At 69.6% G+C, this 18,382-nt stretch carries 14 protein-coding genes; all 14 read right to left on the reverse strand.

Annotated features, from left to right (window positions below; genetic code table 11):
* Positions 1–50 precede the first annotated feature (50 nt).
* Positions 51–938, reverse strand: a complete 888-nt coding sequence (gene rapZ, locus ACPPVW_RS16630; RefSeq protein ID WP_426624175.1) for an RNase adapter RapZ — start codon at positions 936–938, stop codon at positions 51–53.
* A gap of 122 nt (positions 939–1,060) precedes the next feature.
* Positions 1,061–3,088, reverse strand: coding sequence for an excinuclease ABC subunit UvrC (gene uvrC / locus ACPPVW_RS16635; RefSeq protein WP_426624176.1), 2,028 nt, complete (start codon positions 3,086–3,088; stop codon positions 1,061–1,063).
* 1 nt (position 3,089) lies between these two features.
* Complete coding sequence (gene uvrA / locus ACPPVW_RS16640; protein ID WP_426624177.1) at positions 3,090–6,089, reverse strand: excinuclease ABC subunit UvrA; 3,000 nt, start codon at positions 6,087–6,089, stop codon at positions 3,090–3,092.
* Positions 6,090–6,294: 205 nt separating this feature from the next.
* Positions 6,295–6,834 (reverse strand): hypothetical protein, encoded by a 540-nt coding sequence (locus tag ACPPVW_RS16645; RefSeq protein ID WP_426624178.1) that lies wholly within the window; start codon positions 6,832–6,834, stop codon positions 6,295–6,297.
* Positions 6,831–8,159 carry a DUF58 domain-containing protein gene (locus ACPPVW_RS16650; protein ID WP_426624179.1) on the reverse strand — a complete coding sequence of 443 codons (1,329 nt, stop codon included), beginning with the start codon at positions 8,157–8,159 and terminating at the stop codon, positions 6,831–6,833. The genes ACPPVW_RS16645 and ACPPVW_RS16650 overlap by 4 nt, the downstream gene beginning before the upstream one ends.
* Complete coding sequence (locus ACPPVW_RS16655; RefSeq protein WP_426624180.1) at positions 8,159–9,196, reverse strand: AAA family ATPase; 1,038 nt, start codon at positions 9,194–9,196, stop codon at positions 8,159–8,161. The genes ACPPVW_RS16650 and ACPPVW_RS16655 overlap by 1 nt, the downstream gene beginning before the upstream one ends.
* Positions 9,193–9,744 carry a hypothetical protein gene (locus ACPPVW_RS16660; RefSeq protein ID WP_426624181.1) on the reverse strand — a complete coding sequence of 184 codons (552 nt, stop codon included), beginning with the start codon at positions 9,742–9,744 and terminating at the stop codon, positions 9,193–9,195. Before ACPPVW_RS16660 ends, ACPPVW_RS16655 begins: the two co-directional genes overlap by 4 nt.
* Complete coding sequence (locus ACPPVW_RS16665; protein WP_426624182.1) at positions 9,741–10,472, reverse strand: DUF4129 domain-containing protein; 732 nt, start codon at positions 10,470–10,472, stop codon at positions 9,741–9,743. Before ACPPVW_RS16665 ends, ACPPVW_RS16660 begins: the two co-directional genes overlap by 4 nt.
* A 97-nt stretch (positions 10,473–10,569) precedes the next feature.
* Complete coding sequence (uvrB, locus tag ACPPVW_RS16670; RefSeq protein WP_426624183.1) at positions 10,570–12,636, reverse strand: excinuclease ABC subunit UvrB; 2,067 nt, start codon at positions 12,634–12,636, stop codon at positions 10,570–10,572.
* Between the two features lie 71 nt (positions 12,637–12,707).
* Positions 12,708–13,304 (reverse strand): dephospho-CoA kinase, encoded by a 597-nt coding sequence (coaE, locus tag ACPPVW_RS16675; protein ID WP_426624184.1) that lies wholly within the window; start codon positions 13,302–13,304, stop codon positions 12,708–12,710.
* A 161-nt stretch (positions 13,305–13,465) separates the two neighbouring features.
* Positions 13,466–14,908, reverse strand: coding sequence for a 30S ribosomal protein S1 (gene rpsA, locus ACPPVW_RS16680; protein ID WP_426624185.1), 1,443 nt, complete (start codon positions 14,906–14,908; stop codon positions 13,466–13,468).
* Between the two features lie 107 nt (positions 14,909–15,015).
* Positions 15,016–15,999 carry an epimerase gene (locus tag ACPPVW_RS16685; RefSeq protein ID WP_426624186.1) on the reverse strand — a complete coding sequence of 328 codons (984 nt, stop codon included), beginning with the start codon at positions 15,997–15,999 and terminating at the stop codon, positions 15,016–15,018.
* Positions 15,996–16,616, reverse strand: a complete 621-nt coding sequence (locus tag ACPPVW_RS16690; protein WP_426624187.1) for a DUF4166 domain-containing protein — start codon at positions 16,614–16,616, stop codon at positions 15,996–15,998. The genes ACPPVW_RS16685 and ACPPVW_RS16690 overlap by 4 nt, the downstream gene beginning before the upstream one ends.
* A gap of 32 nt (positions 16,617–16,648) precedes the next feature.
* Entirely contained in the window at positions 16,649–18,322 is a 1,674-nt protein-coding gene (locus tag ACPPVW_RS16695) for a DUF885 domain-containing protein (protein WP_426624188.1), read from the reverse strand.
* Positions 18,323–18,382: the final 60 nt, after the last annotated feature.

Below are 18,382 nucleotides of genomic sequence, written 5' to 3' on the forward strand. Positions count from 1 at the left end.
CCTAACTGTGACGGACGGCGCGGGTCACGCCGTGAAGTGGGCGGCCGGCATCATTCACGGCCCAGGTCGCGGTGCTTGGTATTGACCGCGACGCCGGGGAAGCCTCTCAACCGGGCCGCGAGCTCTTCGGCTATCGCGACGGACCGGTGCTTCCCTCCCGTGCAGCCTATCGCGATCATCGCGTGCCGCTTGTTCTCCCGCTGGTAGCCGGCGAAGATCGGGCGCATCGCCGCGACGTAGGCGGCGGTGAACTCCTCCGCTCCGTCTTGCTGCAGCACATAGTCTCTGACGACCTCGTCGAGACCGGTGTGCGGGCGCAGCTCGGGGTTCCAGAACGGGTTGGGCAGAAAACGCGCGTCGGCCACGAGATCGGCGTCGGGCGGAAGGCCGTACTTGAAGCCGAAGCTCATGACGGTCACGTGCACCCCTGCGGTGTTCTCCGCTGCGAACGTCTCGGTGATGTTGGTGGCGAGCTGGTGGATGTTGAGGTCGGTCGTATCGACGATGATGTCGCTCGCTTCGCGGATCTCGCGCAGCCGGGTGCGCTCCGCGTCGATGCCGTCGAGGATGGTGCCGTTGCCTTGCAGCGGGTGCGGGCGGCGCACCTGCTCGAAGCGCCGCACCAGCACCGAGTCGGACGCCTCCAGGAATAGGACGCGCACTTTCGTGCCCTCGCGAAGGCTCTGGATCATCTCCTGCAGGTCTTCGAAGAAGTTGCGCCCGCGCACGTCGACGACCGCGGCGATGCGAGGGAGCCCCGATTCGGCCCGGTTGGCGAGCTCGATCAGTGGCCGCAGCATCTGCGGGGGGAGGTTGTCGACGACGTACCAGTCGAGGTCTTCGAGGGCGTTCGCGACCGTGGAGCGGCCCGCACCCGACATCCCGGTGACGATCAGCACTTCCTGCTGTTCGGCGTTCGGGTCGATGTCGCTCGCCACGGGCTCTCCTTCTCTGAACTGCGTGGGTCAAGCCTACCGACTGAGCGCCGCCCGGACGCGGCCGGCGCGAGGAATCCGCGGCGCCGCGAAAACGAGCGCGGCGCCCGCGAGCAGGGGATTCGTCAGCCGTCTCTGAGCTGCTCCGCGACCGCGGCCGCGGTTGTCGGGCCGACACCGCGAACCTCGGCGATCTGCTCGGGCGTGGCCTGCCTCAGCTGCGCCACCGAACCGAAATGCTTCAGCAGTTCCTTCACGCGGGCCGGGCCGAGACCGGGGATCTCGCCGAGCACGGAGGTGATGTCGCGCTTGCGCCGCGCGCGCTGGTACGTGATGGCGAAGCGGTGGGCCTCGTCGCGGATGCGCTGCACCAGGAACAGGGCGTCGCTGTTGCGCGGCAGGATGACCGGGAAGTCGGAGTCGGGCAGCCAGATCTCCTCGAGCCGCTTCGCGATTCCGGCGAGCTGGATGCCCGTCACGCCCGACTCGTCGAGCGCCCGCTGCGCGGCGGCGACCTGCGGCTGACCGCCGTCGACGATGAGCAGGTTGGGTGGGTACGAGAACTTGCGGCGACGGCGCTCCGCGGCCTCCGCCAGCTCGGCGTCGACGTCGATCTCGGGATCGTCGCCGACCTCCACTATGGTATCGACCTCCACCACGGCATCGGCCTCCGTCACGTCGCCGTCCGGCGCCACGGCCTCGGCGTCTTCTCTCAGGTACGCGAGCCGCCGGGAGATGACCTGGTAGATGGACTCGGTGTCGTCGGTGGACTCCGGGATGCTGAACCGGCGGTACTGGTCTTTGCGGGGCAGGCCGTCTTCGAACACGACCATGGAGGCCACGATGTTGGTGCCGCTGAGATGCGACACGTCGAAGCACTCCATCCGCAGCGGGGCATCGGCCATGCCGAGCGCGTCCTGGATGTCGCCCAGAGCCTTCGATCGGGCGACGAAGTCGGAGCTGCGCCGGGTCTTGTAGAGGATGAGCGCATTCTTCGCGTTCATCTCGGCGGTCTGCGCGAGGGCGGCCTTGTCGCCGCGGTGGGCGACGCGGAGCTCCACCCTTCCCGTCGACTTGGGGCCGCGGCGTACCGGTCCGGCTTCGTCGGCCTCCACGCGCCGCGCCATGAGCCACTGCTCGAGCTCGCTCGCGTCCTCCGGCAGTTCAGGGACGATGATCTCGCGCGGAGGGGCGTCCGCGCCTTCGTAAGCGTTCTGCAGGACGGTCTCGACCAGCTCCCCGAGCTCGATGTCGAGCTCCTTGTCGACGACCCACGAGCGCACACCGCGAATGCGACCGCCGCGGACGATGAACTGCTGCACCGCGGCCGCCAGCTCGTCGTGCGCGATGCCGAACGCGTCGAGGTCAACGTTCTCGTGCAGCACGACGGCGCTCTTGCCCATCGCCGCCTCGAGAGCCTGAATGGCGTCGCGGTGCCGCGCCGCCGCCTCGTAGTCGAGCGTGTTCGCGGCCTGCTTCATCAGCTCGGTGAGGTCGCGGATGTACGTGGTGTCGTTGCCCGCCATGAACGAGACGAAGTCTTCGGCGAGGCCGCGGTGGTCCTCCCGGCTGATGCGTCCGACGCACGGCGCCGCGCACTTGCCGATGTCGCCGAGCAGGCACGGCCGGCCGGTCAGCTCCGCGCGTCGGAACACGCCGTCGGAGCAACTGCGCACCGGAAAGGCCTTGAGCATGAGGTCGACGGTGTCGCGGATCGCCCACACCTTCGTGTACGGGCCGAAGTAACGGGCGTCCTTGAGGTTGCGGTTGCGGGTGACCATGACCCGCGGGATGCGGTCGCCGAGCGTCACGGCGAGGTACGGGTACGACTTGTCGTCGCGGAACTGCACGTTGAACGGCGGGTTGAACTCCTTGATCCAGGTGTATTCGAGTTGAAGCGCCTCGAACTCGCTGGCGACGACCGTCCACTCCACGCTGTTCGCCGTGGTCACCATGCGACGCGTGCGCTCATGGAGGCTGCGCAGCGGCTGGAAGTAGTTGCTCAGCCTCGCGCGGAGGTTCTTGGCCTTGCCGACATAGAGCACCCGCCGGTTCGCGTCGCGGAACCGATAGACACCCGGCTGGGTCGGGATCTCCCCCGCCTTGGGCCGGTAGCTGACCGTGTCTGTGCGAGTCGGACTCACAGGCGGCATCTTACGCGGCGCCGCGGACACGCTCGGAGCCGAGGGCGCCCTCCCCCTGCAGGACCTCCCTGAGGAAGTAACCCGTGTGGCTTCCCGGCGTCTCGGCCACCTGCTCCGGAGTTCCCGTCGCGATGACCATTCCGCCGCCGGCGCCGCCCTCCGGCCCCAGGTCGATGATCCAGTCGGCCGACTTGATGACGTCGAGGTTGTGTTCGATGACGATGACCGTGTTGCCCTTGTCGAGCAGGCCGTTCAACACGAGCAGCAGCTTGCGCACGTCTTCGAAGTGCAGTCCGGTGGTCGGCTCGTCGAGCACATACACGCTGCGGCCGTTCGACCGGCGCTGCAGCTCGGTCGCGAGCTTGACGCGCTGCGCCTCGCCGCCCGAAAGCGTCGTCGCGCTCTGGCCGAGCCGGACGTAGCCGAGACCCACGTCGACGAGCGTCTGCAAGTAGCGGTGGATCGCCGAGATCGGCCGGAAGAACTCGGCGGCCTCGCTGATCGGCATGTCGAGCACCTCGGCGATGTTCTTGCTCTTGTAGTGCACCGTCAGGGTGTCGCGGTTGTAGCGCGCTCCCCCGCACACCTCGCACGCGACGTACACGTCGGGCAGGAAGTTCATCTCGATCTTGATGGTGCCGTCGCCCGCGCACGCCTCGCAGCGCCCGCCCTTGACGTTGAAGCTGAACCGACCGGGGAGGTAGCCGCGGGCCTTGGCCTCCGGTGTCTCGGCGAACAGCGTGCGGATGCGGTCGAAGACGCCGGTGTAGGTCGCCGGGTTGGAGCGCGGGGTGCGGCCGATTGGAGCCTGATCGACGTGCACGACCTTGTCGAGGTTGTCGAGCCCCGTCACCGTGCGGTGCTTGCCCGGCAGCTTGCGCGCCCCGTTGAGCTTGTTCGCGAGCACGCGGTAGAGGATGTCGTTGACCAGCGACGACTTGCCGGAGCCGGAGACACCCGTGACCGCCACGAAGGCACCGAGCGGGAAATCGACGGAGACCTTCTGGAGGTTGTTCGCTTCGGCGTCGACCACCCGGATCACGCGCTTCTTGTCGATCTTCCTGCGCTTCTCGGGGAGCGGGATCTCACGTCGACCGGCGAGATAGTCACCGGTGAGCGAGTCGGTGTTCGCGATGAGTTCGTCGTAGGAGCCCGAGTGCACGACGTGACCGCCGTTCACACCGGCGCCGGGACCGATGTCGACGATCCAGTCGGCTGTGCGGATGGTGTCTTCATCGTGTTCGACGACGATCAGCGTGTTGCCGAGGTCGCGCAGAGCGACGAGCGTATCGATCAGCCGGCGGTTGTCACGCTGGTGGAGGCCGATGCTCGGCTCGTCGAGCACGTACAGCACGCCGGTGAGCCCCGAGCCGATCTGCGTTGCCAGGCGGATGCGCTGCGCCTCTCCGCCCGACAAGGTCGCCGCGGCCCTGGCCAGATCGAGGTAGCTGAGGCCGACCTGGATCAGGAAGTCGAGCCGGATCTTGATCTCGCGCAATACCTGGGCGCCGATCTTCTGCTCGCGTTCGGTGAGGTGGAGCTTCTCCATGAACGCCCGCGCGTCGGAGAGGCTGAGCTCGGAGGCGTCGGCGATCGAGGCGCCGTGGACGAGGACGGCGAGCACTTCCGGTTTAAGCCGCTTGCCCTGGCACACCGGGCACGGCACCTCGCGCAGGTACTCCGCCCACCGGGCGCGCTGTGTGTCGGTCTCGGCCTGTATGTACTGGCGCTCGATGTAGGGGACGACGCCCTCGAAGCCCGAGGTGTACGACATCTCGCGGCCGTAGCGGTTCTTCCACCGCACCTTGACCTCGAAGTTGTCGCCGCGGAGCACAGCGTCTTTCACGTTCTGCGGGAGCTTCTTCCACGGGGTCTTCAGCGAGAAGTCGAGGTCGCGTGCGAGGCCGTCGAGCAGCTTCTCGTAATAGTTGAAGAGACCCTTGCCCTGCGTCGTCCACGGGACGATGACTCCCTCGGCGATACTGAGCTCGTCGTCGCCGAGCAGCAGTTCGTCGTCGACCGACATGCGCGTGCCCAGGCCCGAGCACTCGGGACAGGCGCCGAACGGCGCGTTGAACGAGAAGGTGCGCGGCTCGATCTCGGTGAGCTGGATGGGGTGGTTGTTCGGGCACGACAGCTTCTCGCTGAACGACTGCCAGGCCTCCGGACCCTCACGGTCGACGAAATTGACCTGCACGAGACCGTCGGTGAGCCGCAGCGCGGTCTCGAGCGAGTCGGTGAGGCGGCCGAGGATGTCGGGGCCGGCGACGAGGCGGTCGACGACGACCGCGATGTCGTGCTTGTACTGCTTCTTGAGGGTCGGCGGGTCGCTCAGCTGGACCTGCTGGCCGTCGACCAGGGCGCGGGAGTATCCGCTCGCGGCCAGCTCCTTGAAGAGGTCGACGAACTCGCCCTTCTTCTGCGAGATGACCGGGCTCACCACCATGTAGCGCGTGCCCGGCTGAAGCTCCATGAGCTGGTCGGCGATCTGCTGAACGGTCTGGCGCTGGATCTTCTCGCCGCAGACCGGGCAGTGCGGGACGCCGATGCGCGCCCACAGGAGTCGCATGTAGTCGTAGATCTCAGTGATCGTGCCGACGGTCGACCGCGGGTTGCGGTTGGTGGACTTCTGGTCGATGGAGACCGCGGGGCTCAGTCCCTCGATGAAGTCGACGTCGGGACGGTCGACCTGCCCGAGGAACTGGCGAGCGTACGCGGACAGCGACTCGACGTAGCGGCGCTGGCCCTCGGCGAAGATCGTGTCGAACGCGAGCGACGACTTGCCGGACCCGGACAGGCCCGTGAAGACCACCAGCGAGTCGCGCGGGATCTCGAGATCGACGTTGTGCAGGTTGTGCACGCGCGCGCCGCGGACGCTCAGATGAGACCCCACGACTTTGCTCGCCTTGGCGAACGCCGACGCACTGCCACCGATGTCGTCGCTGAAGCCCGAACCGTCGAAAGCCGGATCTCCGCCCGCGCCCGGATTGGTCTGTCCCGGACTGCTCATTCCCAGACTGCTCACTCGTTCCATTCTCCGCTATTCCGCCGTCGCCCCGGTCGTGTGTTCGCCCACCGCGCACGCGCGCGATGCCCCCTCGGGATAGTTCGAAGTTTTGTTCGATTCTAGCGCCTCGACAACAGGAAGCGCGACCACGCACGAGCGTACGCCGGACCACCGACATTCGTCACGATCGGTGCGACGACGCCGTCGCTCAGGCCCGCGGACGGGCGAGGAGGAGCGCGGCCAACAGCACGACGAGGCCCACGATAGCCGCCCCGGAGACCAGCGCGAGCCAGGGCGCTGCCGCCGGCCGGGCCACCAGCAGCAGCACGATGGCCGCGGTCTGCACCGGGAGCTGGATGAAGACCAGGCGGCGCAGCGACGGCAGCAGCACGGCCGGCTGGAGCCGCGCGGAGGGCGCGAGGACGAGCATCCACGCGGCCAGCAGGTGCAGCACGTGAACGGCGGCGATCAGCGCGAGCAGCCGGAGGGTCAGCCGCCCCGGCTCCAGCAGGGTCGAGAATGCGAGCACCGCGATCAGCACCCAGGCCACCCGCCAGCGCGGCACGATGAGCGCGACACCGGTCAGCACGACGGCCAGCGCCGGCCACGGCCCGCTGGGCGCGGTCGTCAACGCGAGCGGAACCGCGACGACGGCGAACGCCACGCGCAGCGACCAGGCCGGGAGGGTACGACCGAGATCCGAGGGGGGCCGAGCAGCCGCGCGCGAGTCCTGACCCGCCGCACTCACGGCCGCCTCCGCGGTATCGCCAGGCGGCGGAGCACGGCGTCGCGGTCCGGCGAGGACCAGACCAGCAGTTCGGCGCCTGCCGCCCGCAGGCGGTCGAGCCGGAGGCCGCGCTCGAGGTCCACGACGCGCAGCGCAAGCCGTTCGCGGGCGGCGAGCTCGTCGACGTTCCGCGGCGGGAGGACGTCGACCACGACGACCCGGTGGCCCGCCGCCCGCCAGGTGAGCGCCAACCGGGTCGCCTGGTCGTCGAGGAACGTCGACATCACGAAGACGACGGCGCCCTGCGCGAGCCGGGGCGCTCGCGCGCGCTCGGTCGCGGCGCCGTGCGCCGTGGTCAGCTCGACCGCACGCAGCACCCGGTTCAGGTGACGCGATCCCGCACGCGGCGGGAGAGCGCGGCGTGCGTCGGAGAGGTCGTCGAAGCCGACGCGGTCCGACGCGTCGGCGTAGGCGCCGGCCAGCGAGACGGCGGCCTCCCTGGCCAAATCGAGCGACGTCGCCCCCGGGCGCGGATACGGCGCCGCCCAACCGGCGACGGCGCCGGGCACATCGTCCCGCGCATCCACGACCAGCTGGACCGCAGCGTCCGAAGTCGCCGTGGTCCGCCGCACGTACAGCTCCCCCGGCCGCTGGGCCAGGCGTGCCGTGGCCTTCCAGTCGATCCGGCGCAGCCGGTCGCCCGGCCGGAAGCGGTCGATGTCGCGGAACTCCCCGCCGTCTCCGGGGCGCGCCGAGATGTGTCCGCCCGTCAGCCCGAGCAATCGCGCCGGCAGCGGGAGGCTCCGCACCCGCTGCGCCTTCGGACGCACCACCCGCTCGGCGGCGGCGGGGAACCCGGGATCGCCGACCCAGGCGGCGTCCGGGCCGACGCCGCGCGCGGCGATCGACAGGATGCGCTGCGGCCCGGAGTGCGAGACGGCGACCCGGAAGCGGAGCCGGCGACCAGATGCCGGGGTCACGATCGCGTCCTCCGGCTGCCGGTCGGCGCGCCGGATCCGCAGGTGGACGCCGTCGACACGGCCCTCGGTCTCGGCCACGGCGTCGACACGGACACGGCCGTCGGGATCGTCTCCGCCGATAGCGACGCTCGTGCGTGCCGCCGCGGTGTCCGGCCGCGACGACCAGCCGGTCACCGCCGTGAGCAGCAGCGGCGCCGCGACGAGGACAAGCTCGAGCCGGGACATGACGAACGCCGCGACCAGGCAGACGATTGCGACGATCGCCGCGGCCGTGATCGCCGGGCTCAGCGACCAACGGGCGCCGCCCTCCGCCACCTCCGGCCGCTCGCGCGGACCGGGCATACGCGCCCGCGACCACAGCGACATCAGGGCGCGGCCTCCCGCTCCCGCGCGCCGACAGCCGGCGGCCCTGGCACCCCGGAGACGACCTCCAGCACGACCTGGGAGGCGCTCACCCCGCTCGTCCATGCCTGCACCGTCAGCGTCAACCGGTGCGCGAGGACTGGGACGGCGACACGCTTGACGTCGTCCGGGATGACGAAATCGCGGCCGGCGAGCACCGCCAGCGCCCGCGCGACCAGCAGCAGTCCCTGCGAGCCGCGCGGAGACGCGCCTACCTCGACCGAGCGGTGCCGGCGGGTCGCCGCGGCGAGGGCGACGCAGTAGGCGGCGATGTCCGGGTCGACGTCCACCCGCTCGACACCGGCCTGCATCGCCAGGAGCGTCCGTGCGTCCGTGACGGGTTCGACCGTCGCGACCTCGTGCCGGCGGGCGATGCGCGCGAGCAGCACCTGCGTCTCGCCGGCCGCGTCGGGGTAGCCAACGCCGAGGCGCACCATGAAGCGGTCGAGCTGCGCCTCCGGGAGGGCGTAGGTGCCTTCGGACTCGATCGGGTTCGCGGTCGCGACGACGTGGAAGGGACGGGGAAGGGCGAAACTGCGCCCCTCCACCGACACCTGCCCCTCGGCCATGGCCTCCAGGAGCGCCGATTGCGTCTTGGGCGACGTGCGGTTGATCTCGTCCGCGAGGAACAGCCCCGTGAACACCGGCCCCGGACGGAACTCGAACTCCGCTGTGGAGGGCACGTAGACGAACGAGCCGGTTATGTCGGACGGGAGGAGGTCGGGCGTGCACTGCAGACGACGGAAGTCGAGCCCGACGGCGCTCGCGATGCTGCGAGCAGCGAGGGTCTTGCCGAGGCCGGGGACATCCTCGAACAGCACGTGGCCACCGGCGAGCACGGTGGCCAGCGCGATCTGCAGCGGCTCGCGCATCCCGACGACGACGCTCTCGACGCGCGAAAGGACCGCCATGCCCAGGCGGGCGACCTCCTCGACGGGGAGCGGAGCGACGGTCTCGGTGGTGGACGTGGAGGCGACCGCGTCGGCCGGATCGGAAATCATGAAGCTCCTGTCGTGTCGGAGGTGAGCGGGTCGGCGGCGAGCGGATCGGTCTGAGGCTCGACGGCGCGCCAGGCGGAGCCGGAAAGAGCCTCCAACCGGGTCAGCGACGCCGCGAAATCACGGGGACGCGGCGCGGCGGCGCTGCCTTTGCGCAGCATTGCCGTGGTCTCGTCCCCCAGGAGCCGGGCGACCTCCCGTGCGGAGGCGGGATCGTCCAGCTGAACGCCGTGACGGTCGAGGACTTCGGTCGCGAGTCCGCGCAGCCGGCGGACCGCCTCCGGCGACACGCGGCCGCCGCGCGCGCCCAGCGACCAGCCCAGCTGGACGACGTCGCGGCGCGAACCCGGGCGCGGCTGCGGGGGCGGCACCCACCAGGTCACCTCCGCTTGATCGCCGAGCAGCGACAGCACGGCGCCGAGCGCGAAGACCACGGCTCCGAGTCCTACGGCGTGCGGGGCGTCCATCCCGAAGAACCAGGCGGCGACGCCCACGATCGCTGCGGCGAGCACACAGCCGACAGCGCGACGGACCATCCGCGCCCGCGTCATCGGACGGCACCTCCCGTCGCGCCCGCGCCCCACGAAGCGCGCAGCGCCTCGATGGCCGACCGTGCCTTCACGACATCGGCGGTCGTCACGGGTGCGTCGCTGAACCGCGCGCGCAGGTAGAGATCGAGGAGGTCGCCGGCGGCGTCCCGATCCGACGCGACCCGTGCGACGACCCGGCCGACGAACTCTCCTGGCGTCTCGGCGGGCAGGCGGTGGACGCCGCTGTCGGCTGCGCCCTCCTCGAGGCCGAGCCAGGCGCGCTCGATGGCATCACGGGGCTCCCTGCCCTCGCCGAGCAGGTCGAGCGCGCGGTCGAGACCGCGCCGGATCCGTTCGGGCCGAGGCTGCTCGGGCGGGTCGGGGGCGATGTCGCCCTCTGTCGATCCGGCGACCTCGCCCTGACGGCCGGGGAACTCGGGTCGAAGCCGGCGACGCAGAGAGCGCCACAAGAGGGCCAGGATGGCCACGAGCGCGAGGATCACGAGCGCGTAGGTCACCCAGGTCAGATCGATCCGCGTCTCGTGCGGATTGTCCTGCGGAGCGGGCGTCCCGCTCCCCTGCTGCTCCCCCGGGTGCGGTTGGAGGTCGGCGGCCGGGGGTGTGAAACGCAGACCCGTGAAGGCCGGCGCCCCCTGAAAGGCCAGTGCGACGCCGGACAGCGCCAGCAGCGCTCCGGCGGCGACGACGATCCCCCACCGCTGCCGCGTCCGCGTCGCCTTCGAGCCCACCTTGCCACCGTAGCGCCACCACGACCCGCGCGCGCCGAGTACTCCGGATGACCCGAGGACTACGAATGACTCTGCGCCCGCGTCTGCCGAAGGCAGCTCAGCCCAGGTGGCCGGCCTTCTCCATCTGCCGCAGGTCGCGCTTGAGGTCGGAGAGTTCATCGCGCAGTCGCGCCGCCAGCTCGAACTTCAGCTCGCCGGCCGCCGCGAGCATCTGCTCGTTGAGGTCGGCGATCAGCGACTCCAGCTCGGCCGCGCCCTGCGCTGCGATGCCGCCGTTGCGCAGGTTCGGGGTCGGGCTCTTGCGGCGCTGCTCCCGGCCGGCCAGCATGCGCGCCGTGTCGGCCTCCTCGCGGGCGAGCACATCGGTGATGTCGGCGATGCGCTTGCGCAGCGGCTGCGGGTCGATGCCGTTCGCGCGGTTGTATTCGACCTGGAGCTCACGACGACGATCGGTCTCCTCAATGGCGTTCTTCATCGAGTCGGTCAGGACGTCGGCGTACATGTGCACCTCGCCCGACACGTTGCGTGCCGCACGGCCGATGGTCTGGATGAGCGAGGTCGACGACCGCAGAAAGCCCTCCTTGTCGGCGTCGAGGATCGCGACGAGCGAGACCTCCGGCAGGTCGAGGCCCTCACGCAGCAGGTTGATGCCCACGAGCACGTCGTAGACGCCGGCGCGCAGTTCGGTGAGGAGCTCGACGCGGCGCAGCGTGTCGACGTCCGAGTGGAGGTAGCGCACCTTCACGCCGGCTTCGGCGAGGAAGTCGGTGAGCTCCTCCGCCATCTTTTTGGTCAGCGTGGTGACGAGGATGCGCTCGTCGCGCTCCACGCGCACCCTGATCTCTTCGAGCAGATCGTCGATCTGGCCCTTCGTCGGCTTGACCACGATCTGCGGATCTACCAGACCGGTCGGGCGAATGATCTGCTCGACCACGCCGTCCGCGACGCCCATCTCGTACCGGCCGGGCGTCGCTGAAAGATACACGGTCTGGCCGACGCGGTCTTTGAACTCGTTCCACCGCAGCGGCCGGTTGTCGAGGGCGCTCGGCAGCCGGAAGCCGTGCTCGACCAGTGTGCGCTTGCGGGATGCGTCGCCCTCGTACATGGCGCCGATCTGCGGCACGGTCACGTGCGACTCGTCGATCACGACGAGGAAGTCGTCGGGGAAGTAGTCGAGCAGGCAGTTGGGCGCCTCACCCGGCTGACGGCCATCGATGTGGCGCGAATAGTTCTCGATGCCCGAGCAGAAGCCGATCTGCTCCATCATCTCGAGGTCGAACTGGGTGCGCATGCGCAGCCGCTGGGCCTCCAGCAGCTTGCCCTCGCGCTCGAGCTCCTGGAGCCGCTCGCGCAGCTCCTCCTGAATGGTGCCGATCGCCCGCTGCATCGTCGCCGGGCTCGCGGCGTAGTGGGTTGCCGGGAACACCGACACGGCGTCCATCTTCTGCAGGACCTCGCCGGTCAACGGGTGCAGCGAGTACAGCGCCTCGACCTCGTCGCCGAACAGCTCGACGCGCACCGCGTGCTCCTCGTACATCGGGATGATCTCGATCGTGTCGCCGCGCACGCGGAACTTGCCTCGGGAGAAGTCGACGTCGTTGCGCTCGTACTGCATGGCGACGAAGCGGCGGATGAGGGCGTCGCGGCCGACGTTCTGCCCGACTTGGAGGGCGACCATCGCCTCCAGGTACTCCTCGGCCGCGCCGAGACCGTAGATGCAGGAGACGGTGGAGACCACCACGACGTCGCGACGGCTGAGCAGCGAGTTCGTCGTGGAGTGGCGCAGGCGCTCGACCTCGGCGTTGACCGAGGAGTCCTTCTCGATGAAGGTGTCCGTCTGCGGCACGTAGGCCTCTGGCTGGTAGTAGTCGTAGTACGAGACGAAGTACTCGACCGCGTTGTTGGGGAGGAGCTCCCGGAACTCGTTGGCGAGCTGTGCGGCGAGAGTCTTGTTGTGCGCGAGCACGAGCGTCGGTCGCTGCACCTGCTCGACCAGCCACGCCGTCGTCGCCGACTTTCCGGTACCGGTCGCACCCAGCAGCACGACGTCGGTCTCGCCCGCGTTGATACGGCCGGCGAGCTCGGCGATCGCGTTAGGCTGATCGCCGCTCGGCGTGTACTCGCTGATGACCTCGAACGGACGAACGAGACGGGTGGCTTGCATGACCCCAGTCTAGGAACGCCCACCGACATCGCGCCTCGCTCTCGCTGAGAGCGGAACCGACCACGACGGCGTCACGAGCGCAGACTCTCCCAGAGCTCGTCGACCTGCTCGAGGGTCTGCGCCAGAGTGCCGTCGGTGTCGATCACGACATCGGCGACGGCCAGGCGCTCCTCGTCGGAGGCCTGCGAGCCGATGCGGCGCTCGGCTTCGTCCTCGGCCATCCCGCGCAGCCGCACCAGGCGGTCGACGCGGGTCGCCGCCGCGGCGTGCGCCACGACCACGAGGTCGAACGGGTACTCGTTGGCCGACTCCACCAGGAGCGGGACGTCGTATACGACGATCGCCGCGGGATCCTCCGCGGCGGCCGCCGCGAAGCGCGCTGTCGAGGCCGCCAGCACCGCAGGATGAGTGATGCCGTTGAGCTTCTGGAGGGCCTCCGCGTCGCCGAACACGACAGCACCGAGCGCGGGGCGGTCGAGGCTGCCGTCCGGGGCGATGACCGTCTCGCCGAACGCGCACGCGATCTCGGCCAATGCGGGTGTACCGGGCTCCACGACCTCGCGCGCGATGCGGTCGGCGTCGACGACGACGGCGCCCAGCTCGTCGAGACGGGAGGCGATGGTCGATTTGCCGGAGGCGATCCCGCCGGTGAGTCCGATCAGCTGCACGCCCCCAGCCTATCCGCCCTCCGACCACCGCCGAGGGGCACGTCGTGGCCCCTATCAGCGCGTTTTAGGGGCGTTAACGTGCCCCTCGGCGGGTGGAGAGGTGCGCTTAACGCCGGAACGGCCGGCCCCGAAGGACCGGCCGCTCACGGATGAGACGTGTCTCAGTTGTTGGAGCTGAGCTTCTCGCGCAGCGCCGCGAGGGACTCGTCGTCGGCGAGGGTGCCTCCCGTGCTCGAGTCGCTCGAGAAGGACGAGGAACCGCTGTCGGCGGCCGCCTCTTCGATGCCCTTGGCGACCTGGCGCTTGTGAGCCTCCCAGCGAGCCTGAGCCGCAGCGTACTGCTGCTCCCACTCGTCGCGCTGGGTGTCGAAGCCTTCCTTCCACTCGTTGGTCTCCGGGTCGAAGCCCTCGGGGTACTTGTAGTTCCCCTGGTCGTCGTACTCGGTGACCATGCCGTAGAGGGCGGGGTCGAACTCGGCGCCTTCGGGGTCGACGCCCTCGTTCGCCTGCTTGAGCGACAGCGAGATGCGGCGGCGCTCCAGGTCGATGTCGATGACCTTGACGAAGACCTCTTCGCCGACCGACACGACCTGCTCGGCGAGCTCGACGTGCTTGCCGGAGAGCTCGGAGATGTGCACCAGACCCTCGATGCCGTCTGCAACGCGGACGAACGCACCGAACGGAACCAGCTTCGTGACCTTGCCCGGGGCGACCTGACCGATCGCGTGGGTGCGGGCGAAGACCTGCCACGGGTCTTCCTGCGTGGCCTTGAGGGACAGCGAGACGCGCTCGCGGTCGAGGTCGACCTCGAGGATCTCGACGGTGACCTCCTGGCCGACCTCGACGACCTCGGAAGCGTGCTCGATGTGCTTCCAGGACAGCTCGGAGACGTGCACGAGGCCGTCCACGCCGCCCAGGTCGACGAACGCGCCGAAGTTGACGATCGAGGAGACGACGCCCTTGCGGACCTGACCCTTGTGCAGGTTGTTGAGGAACGTGGTGCGAGACTCCGACTGGGTCTGCTCCAGAAGCGCGCGACGCGACAGGACCACGTTGTTGCGGTTCTTGTCGAGCTCGAGGATCTTGGCCTCGATCTCCTGACCCAGGTACGGGGTCAGGTCGCGGACGCGGCGCAGCTCGATGAGCGACGCCGGCAGGAAGCCGCGCAGGCCGATGTCGACGATCAGGCCGCCCTTGACGACCTCGATGACCGTACCGGTGACGACACCGTCGGCCTCCTTGATCTTCTCGACATCGCCCCAGGCGCGCTCGTACTGCGCACGCTTCTTGGACAGGATGAGGCGGCCCTCTTTGTCCTCTTTCTGGAGAACGAGCGCCTCGACCGTGTCGCCGACCTCGACGACCTCACTGGGGTCGACGTCATGCTTGATGGAAAGCTCGCGGGAGGGGATCACGCCCTCGGTCTTGTAGCCGACGTCGAGGAGGACCTCGTCGCGGTCGATCTTGACGACGGTGCCCTCGATGAGGTCTCCGTCGTTGAAGAACTTCAGCGTCTTTTCGACCGCGGCAAGAAAGTCTTCAGCAGACCCGATGTCGTTGACGGCGACCTGCTTCGGTGCCTTGTCGGTCGTTGCGGTTGTCATGTAGTGGATGCTCCGTAATGGACATAAATCAGGCCGAGCGCGAACCTCTGTGGGTGTCTTCCGCGAACGGCAAGCGGATGTGGATGTCACACAAGTGACGGTCTAGTCTACCGACTGCCCAGCGGATGCGGCAACTCGCGCTCAGCGACGATGTCGCGGAGCGCGGACTCCAGCTCCGGATAGGCGAACACGAAACCTGCGGCGAGCAGCCGCTCCGGAACCACCCACCTGCTCTTCAGCACCAGCTCGGTCTCGGTGCGGATCGCGGCCGACCCGAGCTCGAGCATCCACCGTGGGGCCGGCAGGCCGACCGGGACCCCGAGCACGCGCCGCAGCGTCGCCATCATCGTCCGGTTGTCCACCGGCTCTGGCGCCGCGATGTTCACCGGGCCGTCGAGGTCGGGCCGGGCCAGGAGGAACTCGATCGCTCCCAGGACGTCGCGGATGTGCACCCAGCTGAACCGCTGCCGGCCGCCGCGCGCCCGGAACTCGTGGAACGTCCCCGCGTTGCGCCGCGCCGTCGTCGCGAACCAGCGGCCGTCGAGCTGGGGGCCGCCCAGCCCGAAGCGGGCGAGCCGCATGAGCGGGGCCAGTGCGGAGCCGTCGCCGAGCACGATCGCCATCCGCAGGGCGACCCGCCGCGTGCCGGGAAGCTCCCCCTCGAAGAACTCGGCCTCCCACGCCCGCGCGACATTCACCGAGAACCCGGTTCCCAGCTCCCCGGTCGACTCCGACATCGGCCGGTCCTCCGCGTGCCGGTAGATGGTCGCGGTGGAGGAGTTGAACCAGACGGGAGGCGGCGCGTCGGAGGCGGCGACCGCCTCCCGCAGCGCCCGCGTGGTCTGCAGCCGCGAGCGGAGGATCTCGGCGCGGTTCGCGTCGCCGTACCGGCAGTTCACGCTCTTGCCCGCGAGGTTGATGAGCACGTCGGCGCCGGTGACGGCCCGCCGAAGAGCAGCGCTGTCGCCCCAGCGGGCGTCGGGGCCATCGCGTCCGACGAGCAGCACGGACGCCCCGGCCGCGCGGTAATGCTCCGCCAGGTACCGTCCGATGAAGCCCGACGCACCGGCGATGACGACCCGCTCGCTCACTCACTCCCCCGTGTGATCCCGTAGCGGAAGGTTCCCGCGTACTGGTACACCCTACCGATCAGCGGCATCCGGACGACGATCGAGACCGCCTGGGCGTCCCGCGCCTCGTCATACCGCTCGGTGAGGGCGACGACCGGCGCGACGGCGCGCGGGAGGACGATCCGCACCCTCCCGGCGCGCACCGCGACCCGACGGGACGCCAGCCGCAGCGTGCCGTCCGTCACCCGGGCGGTGAACCACGCCTCCACCAGAGCAGGTGTCCCGAGGCGGTCGACGATCAGCCCGCCGTCGACCCCGATCTCGTCGCGCATCTCGCGTGTTCGCCCCCGGAGCTCGAACCGCCGGATCGCGCGCACGGCCGGGCCGCCGTCCGCCGCCGTGACCGCCACGTTCTCCACAGTGAACGGCACGGCGCGCTCCCACACTGGGAACATCACGTGCGCCCGGGCGAACAGCGCGAGCACCGGCCACAACCAGTGCCGAGGCGTGCCGACCGTGTCGAACATCCCCCGGCCCCGACCGGTCGAGCCTGCCGGGATGGCGTCGAAGTAGGCGCGCAGCCGGGGATGGAGCTCGTCGAACGCCGGGCCGAGCACGGCCCGGTACGGGGAGGTCATCACGGCTGCGCGGCCTTCTGCGGGATCGGCGCTCAGTCGAGCAGCGCCGACTTCAGCGTGTCGAGGCCGACGCCGCCGATGTCGAGCGCCTTCTTGTGGAACGCCTTGATGTCGAACGACGCTCCCTCGCGGCGCGCGTACTCGTCGCGCAGCTGCTCCCAGATGCGCTGCCCGATCTTGTACGACGGCGCCTGGCCCGGCCAGCCGAGGTAGCGGTTGACCTCGAAGCGCACGAAGCCCTCGTTCATGTTGACGTTCTCGCCGAGGAAGCCGAAGGCGTAGTCGCCCGTCCACGGGCCGGAGCCGTCAGGCAGCTGCTTCTCGAGGTGCACGCCGATGTCGAGCACCACGCGGGCCGCGCGCATCCGCTGGCCGTCGAGCATCCCGAGCCGGTCGGCGGGGTCGTCGAGGTAGCCCAGCTGCTCCATCAGGCGCTCCGCGTAGAGCGCCCAGCCCTCGGCATGACCCGAGGTGCCCGCGATGCGGCGCCACGAGTTCAGCTGCGCTTTGTTGTAGGTGGCCTGCGCGATCTGGAGGTGGTGGCCGGGAACGCCCTCGTGGTACACGGTCGTCAACTCGCGCCAGGTGTCGAACTCGGTGACGCCCTCCGGGACGCTCCACCACATGCGGCCGGCGCGGACGAAGTCGTCGCTCGGGCCGGTGTAGTAGATGCCGCCCTCCTGCGTCGGCGCGATCATGCACTCCAGTCGGCGGATCTCCACCGGGATGTCGAAGTGCGAGCGGCCGAGCTCCTCGATCGCGCGGTCGCTCGTCTCCTGCATCCATTTCTGGAGGGCGTCGGTGCCGTGCAGCTTGCGGGAGGCGTCGCCGTCGAGGAACGCGATCGCCTCGTGCACGGAGGCGCCCGGCTTGATCTCGTTCGCGATCGACTCCTGCTCGGCCACCATGCGAGCGAGCTCTTCGAGACCCCACTCGTACGTCTCGTCGAGGTCGACGGTGGCGCCGAGGAAGTCGCGGGAGGCGAGGGCGTAGAGCTCGCGGCCGACGGCGTCCTTCTCGGGCGCGTGGGAGGCGAGCTCGTCCTGCAGGAACGACGCGAGCTTCGCGTAGGCGGCGGCGGACTCGGTGGCGCCCGCCGCGAGGTCGGACTTCAGCGACGCGGGCAGCTCGGCCTCCCCGGCCTTGGCCGAGCCCGTGAACTCGAAGAAGAAGCCGCTGTCAGCGACCTGCTTTTTCGCCTGCACGAGGACCTCGCGCACCTGGCGGATCGCCGGCACATTGCCCGCGGCGATGCCGCTGCGCAGGGTCTCGATGTAGCCGTCCATCGCGGCGGGGAGGTTGTGGAGGCGCTTCGCGACGTTCGTCCAGTCGTCCTCCGTGTCGGTCGGGACCAGGTCGAAGATGTCGCGGAGCTCCTGCGCCGGGGAGGCGATCACGTTGAGGTCGCGCTGGCCGAAGCCTGCCTCGTGCTTCTCGATCGTGAGCTCGAGCTCGCGCGAGAGATCCATCTTGGTGACGCGGTCGATGTCGTCGACCGGCTCAGCCCGGCGGATCTTCGCGAGTGTCTCCCGCCCGGCGGCGATGGACTGCTCGGCCCCGGCTGGGGAGTAGTCCGAGTACTCGCCCTCACGGCCGGGTCGGCCGAGCCAGACGTGGTACTCGGGGTGGAGCTCCAACTGGGTGTCGACCCACTCGTCAGCGATCGTGTCGATCGGAGTCGGTTCGCGCTTCTCTGCGTTCGTCATGCTCCGAGCCTATTGGTCCGGCCCTTCGATCCGCACGGCTCAGTCGATCCACACGGCTCA

The sequence above is a fragment of the Leifsonia sp. McL0607 genome (assembly GCF_049993355.1).
In the GTDB taxonomy this organism is placed as follows: Bacteria; Actinomycetota; Actinomycetes; order Actinomycetales; family Microbacteriaceae; genus Leifsonia.